The sequence below is a fragment of the Pseudomonas sp. R9.37 genome (assembly GCF_963878885.1).
Classification (GTDB): Bacteria; Pseudomonadota; Gammaproteobacteria; order Pseudomonadales; family Pseudomonadaceae; genus Aquipseudomonas.
The window spans coordinates 38952-52361 of record NZ_CAWNZA010000043.1 but is presented as its reverse complement, the minus strand read 5'-3'; the positions used below and the strand labels follow the sequence as shown (position 1 = coordinate 52361).

Sequence of the window (13410 nt, the reverse complement as noted above, 5' to 3'; positions counted from 1 at the left end):
GGGTCAGACCACTATTCTTCCGAGGACGACAAAAACAGAAAAGTCACAAAAAATAAATCATGTTTTTAAAGAGCAACTCTGCTGAACTCTAAAAAACGAAAAACGGAAAAACGTGGTCTGACCCCTATTTCCCCCAGACCGGAGAGCAGTCGAATCACGCCACCGCACTGCCAGTCTTGCCTCTGTAGGTACGGCTCATAATCTTTACCCGCCTAGGAAAAAATACACGTGGATCAGGCACACAAGACGCCTCGGCGGCAACCATCTTCATCACGACCACAGACGGCACACCCGCAGGGATCACAAACTCTGCATAAGACTCGCCATAGCTCAGGTGCTCGCTCCTCCAGGAAGCGGGCATTCCGACACTTCGCTTGGTGTGTTGCCCTAAGGTGGAGTTGACCTTATCCGCAACGGTATTGCAAAGGGGACAGATTTATTAACAGCTATTTACTTAAATAAATCTGTCCCCTTTGCATAGTGGTCTGACCCCTATTTTCACACTAACCCACTAGCTAAAAGCAATCAACCGCAATAAATTTATTTAGTCTATCGCCACCAACGCAACTTCTGAAAACGAATAAAACCGCTCGTTATGATCCCATCTTATCTCCAGCGTCATATTACGATCACGTCACCGGAATCAAGATAAATTGAGTAGGATTCGCAATCACCTGTATCGTCAGGCTCGGCTAAAATTTTATCTCCCGTGCAGAATGTTATCTGTAGCGTAGCAGGCTTAACTTCCTCAACCGACTGAACGTTCATTAACAAAAAGTCTAACAAGGGCGCACTGGTTGACGAGTCAGCAAAATCACGTTGACCAACGACATTTCCAATTCGATACTTCAATCCAGCTTCTACGCAGAAAGAAACTTTATATGGAGATACACCAGGGAACGTCTGCGGCCTCGAAAAGTCTAGCCTGGTGATACGGACTCCAAAAGAAATCATTTCCAAATAACAGCCGGACAGCAGTAGAAAATCAAAATCTTCTGACAACATGCTCATATATCACCCTAATTTAATCCATGACTTCAACGACGAATGAGCGGTAAAGAATCAGGAGGAAGAGGGATATGTGTGTCTCCTGGACCGATACCCGGCTTCCCGGTCGCAGGATTCATCGGTGCTCCCATGACGGCACGTAGACGATCACTTTATATATTTTAAAAATTGCCTCATGAAACTCCATCAGGTCAAATAAAATTGGGGGCTCCCCTCTAACCCCAGAGCAGCTGCACACAACTCTTGGAATTCAAACCTACTAATAGCCTCACAAAACAGACAGGCAATAACGAAGTCCATTAGCTCGTCACTGTAACGATCAGTAAGCATCGCCGACGCCTACCGACCCAACCGGCAGAACTCGGAAAATTTCAAACGTCCAAACGACTCATAAAATCCGTCATAGCAAATGGATTGCAATCAACCAAATCGTCAATAATATCTTCTGCAGCCCAATGCAATATCATATCTCGCCCATGACCGTCCTTATAGAAAAACAAATCGTTTGATAAGGAACCGTCAATCACTGAAATATCTTTATGGCTAAGCGACATTAGCCCCCCGTACCCCTCATAGGGAATCACCCAATAAAACCGTTCACCCTCAATCCAATAGATACCATACACCGTTACAGGCTCTCGCCCCGTCTCTTGAACAATCATACTGACCTCATTCAATGCTTCTGACAGGCTGCAATACCGGTGGCACTGCCTTCGGTGTAACAATTTTCAGAAAAACAGGGGTCAGACCACTATTCTTCCGAGGACGACAACAACAGAAAAGTCACAAAAAATAAATTATGTTTTTAAAGAGCAACTCTGCTGAACTCTAAAAAACGAAAAACGTGGTCTGACCCCTATTTCTCCCAGGAAAAACTGTCTTTCCTTCCTGTCCCGGCCACATATGTCCACCACTGCCTGGCTTATCACCGTACAGAATATGTTGCTTTGCTTCAGGAGAAAGAATATCAACGTAATCCTTTCCAAGTCCTTTTGCACCTTCAGATCAGCTTCAAAATTTTCAGGTCATGTAGAAACAACTCTGATTCATCATCAGGCACTCCGGCCAGAAGGTTATCAACTCCATCTTTTACGATTTGATCTTCAATCAATTGACGCGCACGAGAATACCAATCTTGGTGCCACCCGCCAGATAGAACCAACAGGATGACTCGCCACATGAAGATCTCAACTGGGCGCTCAAAGACGTTTTCAAATTGATAATCAACGTATCCCATGATCTGTTCATGAGGCCACCCCTTCATAACCGCGTGATCTCGGCATCCCTCGTAATAGCATTCCAGTGCCCACAACTTAAGAGTTTCATATGTAACACGCTCTTCGTGCAGCATCTCAGAGTCCTTTTTTGGTCGGACGAATTACACCACCATTATCGAACACATTGACAGTAATGTTCGGATACTTAGCTTTGAATAAATCAATCACATTTGAGCAGCTTGCACATGGTGGACGCTCTGTGAGCAAGTTAATATTTCCCATAACCGATGTGTTATCCCCCAATTGTGCCGCGATATTGTTCAAAATTTTCGCCTCCGAATCTACCGCTCTATTGAGCATTTGAGGGGGATTACTTCCTGTCGGTACAACCGTGCTTGGGAATGTCTCGGCGACCTCACCGACAAATCCTAACGCCTGCTGATCAGCAGTGGCTACACCAATACGGCTGGACGCTGCCATTGTCGGTTGAATGCCGGGAATGTCGATCTGTGCAACTCCCACGTTACCACTGGTCTTAGAGCTGCCTGTTAACGTGGCGCGCAAGTCAGCAACCTGCTGCGTCAGCGCTGCTTGCGTGTCAACCGACACGATTTCTTTTGCACCCGCACCCACCTCAGCAGCGCCTTCAGCCCCTTTAGCAATCTCTCCTACTTTGCCCACCGCACCCGCTCGGCCCGCAGGAATCATCGACAACGCAAACTCAGTGGCAAGCTTTGTTTCAAACCTGATACTAGCGATTTCGTTGCCTTGGAGCCTATCCAGGAATCTTTGCGCCTCTTTCTCGGTATCAGGCTCTCCCCGCCCTGATAGCAGGGTCACCAAGCCATTGGCCATTTGCGAGCTTACACCCGTAAAGTCGGTAAGCAGTGCCTTGTCGAGCGCCCAAAGACCGTTAGCCATACTCACCGTTCCAGCGGCCAATCCCTGAGGAATTCCCGTTCCCACGCCTTCTATCGTCTCTCCTAACGATGCACCATAGCGGAGGTTGTTCTGGTAGAAATCGTATTGATGCACGACAGGATCAAATTTCCCGACCAGGTACTCCCCGTTGATGCTCCGATTGTTGTATTCGCTAGGAAGATTGAGTCGATAGTCCTGAAGCAAACGAACCGTTTCGTCGGGCGTATAAATCTTTCCAGCGTCGGCAATAACCGGTACATCGCCCATCTCAGCGCGACGGGTGTATTTGTCCCCCAAAGGTGCTAACGCAATCCCCAGATATTTAAGTGTCAGTGCATCCGGCTGGTCCTGATGCGCACCTACCACCTTGTTCCAATCAGCATCAACGTAGTAAACGAGCCCTCTGGCCAGACGCTTCTCGGCCTCGGCCGTGGTGATCTGGGCCTCGGTCGCCAATGCGCTGACTTGCTGCTTCAGCGCCATGACTTCCGCAGGGTGCATCTGACGGTTGAACATATCGACGTTCGCCGCACTTTTCCCACCGGCCACAGCTCCGGCTACCCCGGTACCGGAGCCAACACCCGCGCCCACGCCTGTTGCGATCAGCGAGGAGATCGCGTCCAGATTGTGGGGGTCGTCAACACTGTTTTTCAGTGCTTTCTCGACGATAGGCATCAAGGCGGCAGAAGCGCCTGCGCCAAGCGCAGAGCTCTGCACGCTGCCACTCGACAGCCCTATGGCAGCGCCTGCCAGGGTGTGAAGCAAGACTCGCGCAGCCCCACCTTCGGCCCAGGCCGCCTTTTCCGAAGCGCTAGTGGCTGCAACCTCTCTTTGGTTGGCGTAATCACCAATCTTGTAGAACGTATCGCTGGCCGTCGTATTCGCAACAATGCCGACGGTGGTGCCTGCACCGGCACCGCCCAAGCCAGCTGCGATCAAACCTGTAGCGATGTCCGCCATGATCCGTTTATCGCCGCCCACACCCCAACTGGCCGCATCGGCCAATGCCACGTTGGCAGCGGCCACTTGCTCAGGGGTGCCACCTTCAGCTTTCTTCGCTTGAGCCTTGGCCGCGTCAGACTTGGCTTTGGCGACCGTGTTGATCACGCTGCTGGCCAATTGCGCCGAGCTTTGGATCAGGTCGATCCGTTCCTGCATGGCCTTTTCATCCGGACGGTCCAGATGCTGGTTGGCGTTTGCGGTATCACGATTGAGCCCGACGACGTCATAGGTCCCTGCGGCATCGCGAACGATGATGGTGCCAGGGCTGACCGCACTGCGGGTTTTGCTGCTGTCGGACTCTTTAAGCAGCAGCGGTATCGCCCCGCCGGTGTCGGTGTGTGCCCACTTGCGCTCGTCAGGTGGCGTGACCGGGCCGCCCGGCTTGTCCCATTTGGTGCTGGTGTAAGACAAGCTCAGGCTGGCGGCCTGGCTCTTGATATCACTTTTGTTTTTGATATCGCTGACCAGCAGCCGCTCGGTGCTGAGGACGTTTTTATCAGCGCTGGCTTCGCTGGCAATCACGGCACCTTGCAGTGTAGTGTTTTTGCCGACATAGATGTCGTAGCCACCGCTGCCGGCAAACAGCCCGGTCTGATCAGTCACAGCGTTGTAATCGCTGTTCATCTTGCTGCCGCCGATCGTGCCGGAGGCGGTTACCATCGAGCCCCAACAGAAGGGCGGTACGCAAATACTGGCGCCCACACCGGCGCTGGTCTGCTTGTTTTTCTGGCTTGCCTCGTCCTGTCGAGAGGCGATATTCAGGTTGCCACCGATGTTGGCATTGATGACATCGGCCCGTACCTGGGCGCCGGCCAGCGTAGTGTCCTGCCCGCTTTTGAGCACCAACGAACCGGTGTCGAGCGTCGTGTTGACCTGGGTCAACTCATGCCCGGTGCCCATGCCCTTGGCCATTTTTGCGCCAAGGTCGAGGGTGAAACCGTTCTGGTCACCAATGTTGAAACTGGCGCCGATGCTGGTTTTGTTATTGCTGTTCTTGTTATCCCAGTTTTTTCGGTCCTGCGCGCTCTCCAGCGTGATGTTGTTTTTCGCCAACAACAGCGTGTCGCCAGCTTTGATACTGCTGCCAATGACATGGAGGTTGCCTTCAGTATTAGCCGCGTCCCCCGTAGCAATGATCGACAAGCCGCCGCCGCTGTTAAGCGTGGATTGCTTGGCAGTTTCAGCATGGTATTCACTGGTGCTTTTCTTGCGAGTCGAGGCTAATTCGGTGCCGATTTTGATGACCGAACCCGAGCTATTCGCGGGTTTGCCGTCTGACTCGTTGGCAGCGCTGTCATCGCCACCCATGGCGTTATAAGCCGAGAGCAACGCTTGAGCGCCTTTGACCGCTTTCAAACGGCTGTCATCGGCATTTTTTGCAGCCCGAACATCGTCGCGAATGCTGTTGACCGTATCGACCAGCGTGCCACCGATCACACGGCCAACCGCCAGGCTTTTGGAGCTGTCCTTGCTGGTCTGGTTCGACGTTTCCATGCCGGAGGTGATAGTGACGTTGGCCCCCGTGAGCGCCATGCTCTTGGTACTCACCAAATCACTCGCCACCACCGTCAACTCTCGGCCAGCCGTCAGCGACACATTGCCCGCACTCGAACCCACCGTGCTGCCGGTCAAGGTCATCTCATCGGCAGTACCGTTGTGTTTCTGACTGCCAATGGAAAGGTGTTGGTTGCCGGTGATGTCATCCAGCCCCAGCTTGTTGCCGGTGAGCACACCGGTGAGGTCGCGGCTCTTTTCCTTGTGCATGTCGACACGTGAAAAGGTGTTCTTCGCCGCATCAATGGTCAGGTCGCGCCCGGCCTCTACGGCGAGGTTGCCTGTGCTTACCAGGGATGATCCCGTAACTGTGGCGTCGCGCTTGGCAGCGACGGTGACCGTATCACCGGACACCATACTGCCCACGGCAGTGGTGCGTTTCTCGTCGACTTTGTCTTCAACCTTGCTCGACTTGAACCCACCCCAACTGCTTTTACTTTCTTTGCGTTCGTGACGGGCGCTGTCGGAGTTAGTGACCGCTAGAATGCTGACGTCCTGGCCTGCGACCAGTTGCGCAGCGCCTTTTTCGGCAGTGACGGCACTCCCGGCCAGTAACAGGTTTGCACCCGCCACAACGGTGCTGTTGGTACCTGCGCTGACCAGGCTGCCGACATTGTTGACGGCGGATGTCTCATCGAGGCGAAATTTCTTCCCGGACGAGGTCTTCTTGGTTTTGCTGTAGAAGCTGTAGTCCTGATTTTCAGCCGCCTTGAGGGCAAGGTCGTTACCCGCAACCAGGTACGCTTCTTTGCCCGCATCCACCTGGCTGGCCACCAGTTGCAGATTCTGCCCGGCGCTCAGGGTGGCGCCACCGCCAGCCTTGAGCACGGTCGATACTTGCTGAACGTGGTCTTCCTGGCTGGTGACCTTCTTGGAATTAAACGCCGAATGCTGTTCATTCGCCGCCGACGCCAGGTTCACATTGCCCTTGGCTACCAGCGCCAGATCACGCGTGGCATTCAATTGGCTGCCGATGGCGCTGATATCGCGCGCAGCCACCACCTGGAAGTCGCGCCCGGCTTCGATCACGGTGCCGTACTGGTTTGCGCTGCTGCTGCGCATGTTGGTGCTGACGTTGTTGGCATTGCGCTGTTCGGCGGTGGCCAGGTTTACATCGCGCCCGGCTTGAACGCCCAGGTCGGCGCCGCTTTTGAAGGCGCCGCCGGTGCTGTTGACGTCGCGCCCGGCTTGCAGGGTGAGGGTGTTGGCGGCTTCGATGCGGGCGGCGTTGTCGACGAAGTCGGTGCGCTCGGTGCGGTAGCCGCTGCTGCTTTGGTGGCTGGTGACGGTGCGCTCGTTGAGTACATCGCCATTCACTGCGCTGACGCTGACGTCGCGCCCGGCGATGATGCCGCCGGCGCGGTTGGTGAGGTTGTTGCCGGCGAGCAGGTCGAGGCGGTTGCCGGCTTGCACGAGGCCGCTGTTGACCATGTTGCGCCCGGCGCTGGCAGCCAGGTTGTTGGTGGCGCGCAGGGTGCCGACGTTGTTGAGGTCGGCGCCACTGACCAGGTTCAGGTCGCTGCCGGTGATGAGTGCGCCGTTGGGCGCCAGGCGGTTGTTGGCCTGGGCCAGGTAGAGCACGGGCACCAGCACTTGCTGGCCAGCGACGGTGGCGTTTTCCATCCACACGATGTCGTGGGTCAGGGCCGCGACTTGCTCGGCGGTGAGGCTCACGCCTACGGCCAGGTTAAGCGCCTGTTTGGTGCCGATGGCGTTGTCCATCAGGTACTTGAACATCGAGGCGTCGCTGGTCTGGCCATCGATGAAGCGCTGGCCGGTACGCGCGATCACGGCTTGCTGGATCAGGCGTTGTTCATACAGGCCGTCACCCAGGCGCTTTTGGGCCTGGTCTAGGTCGTAGCCCAGTTTGGACAGCATGTAATCAGAGCTTAAAAACTGGCTGAGGTTGGTCAGCAGCGGGTTGGTTTCGATCAGGTATTTCTGTGGGTTGGAGACGAACTGGCTGTCTGGCAGGCCTTGCACACGGTTGATCACCACGCCGTCGGCCGAGGTGCCGCTGCCGGGTACGACCGGGCCGGAAACCGGCGCGCGGTCTACACCGCCGCCGCCGAGGGTCCAGCCTTGCGGGCCGGTACTGGCCGGCGCGCTGGCGCTTTCGCCACTGAGGCGGAACAGCCCGCCTTGGCCAGTAGGCAAGGTGAAGCCGGGCAGGCTCAATGGGTTGATCTGTTGTTGGGCGAGGTCAGGCGGCAGTTGCTGGTTAAGGGTGACGCGCGTCGAGTAACCGGCTGCGCCACTGGCGCCCGTGGCATCTGTCGCGGTTTTGGCGCCCGCACCCACATAGGTGTAGCCCGGACGCACCACGGTGTTATCGATATTGTTCTGGGTTATTACATTGGCCGCGCCGCCGGCTTGGATGATACCGGCGTAACGTTGGTCGCCCGTAGCAATTTTGGTGACGCGGCGCAGCGAGACGCTTTCCCGTTCAGTGGTGCCGATGAAAGCGGCCATGGCTGCTTCCAGGCCACCCAGATCATTGGGGTTGTAGGCGGCGCCGCCAACCGAGTACTTGCGGTTGAAGTCTGCCGCCAACGCATACCAGTCACTCGCGTCGCGGGTGCGCTTGGAGCGGAACAAGCGCCAGGTTTCGGTTTCGCCAGTCTCGATGCCGGTGTTGGTCAAGTTGTTGACCGTGATGTTAATCATACCGGCGGCGCCGATGCTGCTGCTTGAATTAAGCAACTGGCCGCCGGTAAGGGTGATGTTTTTTCCAGCACTGATGAGCGATGCCGCACTGGCCTGGAGTACTTCCAGCTTGTCGCGCTGCACAACCTCCCACAAGTGGTTGACCTTCGGGCCTTCGCAGTCGCCAGCGTACTCGGCGCCACGTCGGCAGGGCATTTCGGTGATCGAAGCGGTATAAATGCCGCCGTCGTTGGTTGTCAGCACCGCGCGCTCGTTTCGCATCACTGCCGCTGCCAGACTCAGGTCACCATCACTCTGTATGCTCGACGAGCTATTGATGATGCTGCTGGCCAGGCCGCCCTTGCCGTCACGGTCGACGCTCAGGTTGCCCATGCTGTAGAGGTCGGCGTAGCTGTTGTTCAACGCGTCGACACGCAGGCTCATGTCGCCGCCGCTGAAGATCAGGCCGTGATCGTTGAGTAACGCACCGGTGGTAGCGGTCAGTCGCTGGCCACTGCCCAGGGTCGCGTAGTTGTTGATCACGCCCGCGTTAAGCACCAGGTCGGTGGCGGCGGTGATGCGCCCGCGGTTGTTGAGCGTGCCGGCGATGTTGGCGGTAGTGATGCCGCCGCCGGCGATGCTTGCCGTGTCGCTCAGGGTGGCCTGTGCCGCGCTGAGGTTGAGGTCGCCGAGGCTGCTGATGCGCCCGCTGCTGTTAAGGGCGCCGCTCAACGTCAGGTCGAGCGTGCCGTCGCTGGCGATCAGGCCTTGGGTGTTCCAGTTGGCGCCGCTGCCGATGAAGCGTCGCGCGCCGAGCAGTTGGCCGGTGGCGGTCTGGTCGAGGGTGTCGACGTTGACTGTCAGTTGCCCGGCCTGGATCGCGCTGCTGTTGGTCCAGTGGCCCTGGCTAATGGTCAGGTCGCCACGGGTGACCAGGCTGCCGCCCACGTCGTTGAGGTTGGCGGGGGCAATGCCGAAGGTGCCGGTGCCCACGTGCAGTACGTTGCCGCCCAGGTTCTGCAGGCTGCCGGCGTTGAGGGTCAGGTCGTTGTTGGCGGATTCGAGCACACCGTTGCGGTTGTCGAACAGGCCACCGATGGCGAATTCGGTGGTGCCCGCCGTGCCCAGGGCACGCAGGCGCCCGGTCTGGTTGTCGAGGCTGGCAGCGCGCACCTTGAGGGTGCTTTCGCTTTCGATGATGCCCAGGCGGTTGTTAAGTGCGCCGCTCAGGTCCAGGTCGATTTGTTGACCGGCAATCTGGCCGTCGTTGTCGCCGCTGTTATCAACGTCATGCCCGACCACGCGCATCAGGCCTTTGGCATAGAGCCCGCCGTTGCGGTTGTCGAAATTGCCGGTGGTCACCAGTGCGTTGCCGCCCTGCGCCGCGATGCGCCCGCCATAGTTGTCTACGCTGCCGGCTTGCAGGTTGAGGCTTTGCCCCTGCATCACGCCGCCCTGACGGTTGTTGTTGAGGTCATAACCGTTGCGCAGCACGCCAACCACACGGGTTTGCAGTGCGGCCTTGAGGCTGGCAAGGGTGCCGCCACGGTTGTCGAGGCTGGCGGCGTTGACACTCAAATCGCCCGCCTGGGCGATCAGTTTGCCGCTCTGGTTGTCCAGCGCGTCGGCCACGTCGACGGTCATGCCGCCCTGGCTTTGCACGGTGCCTTTGCCATTCTCCACGCGGTTGGCCGTGAGGCTGAGGTCGGCGTTCTGGCTGTAGATCAAGCCGTCGTTGCCGTTCTGCACCAGGCCGCTGGCGGTGAGGCTCAAGCGGTCGTTGGCGGCCAGGGTGCCACGGTTGCGGTTGTCCAGGCCGCCGGTCAGCAGGGTCAACAGGCCCTGGCTGGCGATCTGGCCGCCCTGGTTGTTGATCTGCGCGGCACGGCTGATCAGCAGCGGGCCGCCGCTGGCCAACTTGCCATTGGTGTTGGTCAAGGTTGCGAGCAGGTCGAGGGTGGTGGCGGTGCCGCCGCTGATACTGCCGGCGCTGTTGTCCAGGTTTTGCGCATTCAGGCTCAGGGCTGCGCCGCTGTCGATCACGCCGCCCTGGGCGTTGTTGAGCAAACCGCCCACGTTGAGACGTTGGCCGGCGGCGCTGGAGAGTACGCCCGTGTTGCTGTTGTCCAGCTCGGCGGCGGTCACGTACAGCGCTTTTTGACTCACCAGCGCACCCGCTCCGCTGTTGAGCAGGCTGGCGGTCAGCGTGGCATTAAGGTCGCCATAACGGCTCGACAAGGTGCCGTTGTTGCGGTTATCGAGGTTGGCACCGCTGACGGTCAGGCCCTGCCAGCCGGACATCAAGCCGTTCTGGTTGATCAGGTTTGTGGCATTGAGCAGCAGCAGGTTATTGCTGATCAGCTTGCCGTTGCTGTTGTTTAACGTGCGACCGCTGAGGTTCAGGGTTTGCGCGCTGGAGAGTTCGCCACCGCCGTTGCTCAGGTCACGCAGATGGTTGATGGTCAGATTGCCGGCGGTGGTGATCAGGCCCCCGGCGTTGTTCAGGTCGCCGGTGGCGTTGCCGAAGTCCAGGGCAATTGCGCTGCCCAGCAGTGAGCCATTTTGGTTATCCAGCTCGGCGCTGTTGAGTGTCAGGGCAGCGTCTGCGTTGAGCAGGCCCTGATCGCGATTGGTCAGGCGGCCATCAATGTTGAGTACGGTGTCGCCACGGCTGGTGAGTGTACCGCCGCTGTTGTCGAGGCTGGCGGCGTGCGCGTCGACCGACGCTGCGGCGATCATGCCTTTGACGTTTGCCAGGGCCTGGCCGATGCGCAAGGTCAGCGCGGTATTGCTCAGCAGTTTGCCGCCGCTGTTGTCCAGGTTGTCGGCGGTGAGTGTGAACGCCTGGCTGCTGGAAATCTCGCCGCCCTGGTTATGCACATCTTTGAGGTTGTTGAGCATCAGCAGCGGCGCGTTGATCAGTCCGCCCTGGTTATTGAGCTGACCACGGTTGAGGTCCAGGGTCAGGGCCTCGGCGCTGGTGATCTGGCCGCCTTGCTGGTTGTTCAGGTCAGCGGTGGTGATCTGCGCGGCCTGACGTGCGCTCAGGGTGCCTTTTTGGCTGTTGTCGAGACTCGCGCTGTTGAGGATCAGGCGGGCGTCAGTCACCAGCCGGCCGCCCTGGTTGTTTACCGCGCCAAGGGCGTTGAGGGTCAGCGGGCCGGCGCTGGACAGCGAACCGCCGTTGTTGGCCACGTTGCGCGCCGTGACGCTCAACAGCCCTTCGCTGCTGATCAGGCCCTGGTTGCGGTTGAACAATTGATCGACATTCAGGCCTGCGCCGCTGCCGGCAATCACCAGCCCGCCATCGCTGTTATCCAGTTGCGTGCCCGTGACCTGCACGCCCGCACGGCTGGACAGCTCGCCGTTGCGGTTGTCGATGTTGGCGACAGTGACCTGCACACCCTCGACGCCGGCGACCAAGCCTTTTTCACGGTTGTCGAGGCTGTTACCGGCCACGCTGACCAAGCCTTGGCTGGTGACCAGACCGCCCTGGTTGTTCAGGCTGCCGACGTTAAGGCTCAACGCCTTACCCGCCGTGACCAGCCCCGCGACGTTGTCGAGGGTGGTGACCATCAGCGCTGCGGTGTCCAGGCTGGAGACTTCGCCGCCCTGGTTATGCAACTCACCGACAACCGCGGTCAGCGGACCGTTGCTGGTGACCAGCCCACCTTGGGTGTTCTGCAGGCGATCGGCCGTGAGGGCCAAACCGGCATTGCTCAGAATGCGGCCTTTGTTCTGGTTGTCGACCGTGCCTGCCGTAATCTGCGTGTGCTGTTTTGCACTCAAGGTGCCGCCCTGGTTGTTCAGGGTCTGGGCATCGACGCTCAACGTACGGCTGGCGATGACATTGGTGCCGGTGTTGTTGACGGTCTTGCCGCGCAGGCTGACGTCGCCCGCTGCGTTGCGGGTGTTATCAGCGTTGACGCCCGCTTCGATAATGTCGCTATTGGTCAACGTGCCGCCGCTGGACAGCGCAATGCGGTCACGGGCGGCCAGGCTTTGGCGGTTGGTCAGATCGCCTTGGGTTTGCACGTCCAGTGCCGTGCCGGCGTACACCGGCCCCTTGGCGTCCAGGCTCGCGGCCTTGACGTTGACCGCGCCGCTGGCGGCGGTCTGCGCCATGCTCAAATGCCCATTGGCATCAAGCTGAATATCCCCACCACTGGCCGCCAACGTGCCGTCGAGCTTCACGCCCACGCCGGCTTCGGTGCCCACCAGTTTGATCGCGCCGGCGTACATGCCGCCCAGCGCGCTGGAGTCGATGGCCAGCTCGGGTTTGGCGCTGCCGTCGTCGGCGCGTGCGGTGGTTTTCAGGCTTTTGGCATCGACGTCGTTGCGCCCGGCGATTACGGCCAGCTCGCGTGCGTTGATCTGGGCGTTGATCTTGGCCGAGCGGGTGATGATTTCGAAGCGGTCGACGTTACTGGCGTTCAGGCCCTCGCCGTCGATGGTCACGGCGCCGCCGTCGACCTGGTAGTGGTCCAAACGGCCGACGTTGTCCATCACCGGTTTGCCGGTGGTCAGGGTCACGTTGGGCGTGTTGATAAAACCGCAGCCACTGCACGTGATGCCGTACGGGTTGGCGACGATGACCTTGGCCGACTGGCCCGCCACTTCGGTGTAGCCGCGCAGCTGGCTGGGGCTGCCGCCGTTGACTTCGTTGAGAATGACGTTGGCGGCGCCGCCCTTGAGGTTCGGGTTGCCGACGATGTAGCCACCGAGCTGAGTGTTCTGCACCGCGCCGGTGGCGTTGTTGAGGATCACGCCGTTGGGGCCGACGTTGTAGTCCTTGAACTGGTTATGGGACAAGCCACTTCCATTGGGCGCAGCGATGTTCACCACCGGCACGCCATTGCCGGCCTGGCCGACGCTGGTGGCCGGGTTGCTGACCACAATGCCTTCGGCCTGGGCGAGCAACGGCTGCCAGAACAGCGCGTTGGCCAGAATCAGCACCAGGCCGCGCTTGGGCAGGCCAAGGAACGCGTCCCGGCGCTTCAGGGCAGCAGAAGGTTGGCGGGCCAGAAAGGCAAAGTGGCGAACATCCATTTTCAGATTCTCG

Annotated in this window: 4 protein-coding genes; all 4 read right to left on the bottom strand. The window is 58.6% G+C overall.

Features of this window, described 5'->3' with window-relative positions; genetic code table 11:
- Positions 1 to 618: 618 nt before the first annotated feature.
- A complete protein-coding gene (locus tag AACU78_RS19335) occupies positions 619 to 1005 on the bottom strand; it encodes a hypothetical protein (RefSeq protein WP_146151425.1) in 387 nt (128 codons plus the stop codon).
- A gap of 374 nt (positions 1006 to 1379) precedes the next feature.
- Positions 1380 to 1670: a hypothetical protein gene (locus tag AACU78_RS19330; protein WP_106577329.1), complete on the bottom strand. Its 291-nt coding sequence runs from the start codon at positions 1668 to 1670 to the stop codon at positions 1380 to 1382.
- 338 nt (positions 1671 to 2008) lie between these two features.
- Positions 2009 to 2359, bottom strand: coding sequence for a hypothetical protein (locus AACU78_RS19325; protein WP_214248366.1), 351 nt, complete (start codon positions 2357 to 2359; stop codon positions 2009 to 2011).
- 1 nt (position 2360) lies between these two features.
- Positions 2361 to 13397 carry a two-partner secretion domain-containing protein gene (locus tag AACU78_RS19320; RefSeq protein ID WP_106577328.1) on the bottom strand — a complete coding sequence of 3679 codons (11037 nt, stop codon included), beginning with the start codon at positions 13395 to 13397 and terminating at the stop codon, positions 2361 to 2363.
- Between the last annotated feature and the right edge of the window lie 13 nt (positions 13398 to 13410).

Coding starts and splice junctions, on each gene's coding strand:
- AACU78_RS19335 (WP_146151425.1), bottom strand. CDS start 1,005: ATGTTGTCAGAAGATTTTGATTTTCTACTGCTGTCCGGCTGTTATTTG.
- AACU78_RS19330 (WP_106577329.1), bottom strand. CDS start 1,670: ATGATTGTTCAAGAGACGGGGCGAGAGCCTGTAACGGTGTATGGTATC.
- AACU78_RS19325 (WP_214248366.1), bottom strand. CDS start 2,359: ATGCTGCACGAAGAGCGTGTTACATATGAAACTCTTAAGTTGTGGGCA.
- AACU78_RS19320 (WP_106577328.1), bottom strand. CDS start 13,397: ATGGATGTTCGCCACTTTGCCTTTCTGGCCCGCCAACCTTCTGCTGCC.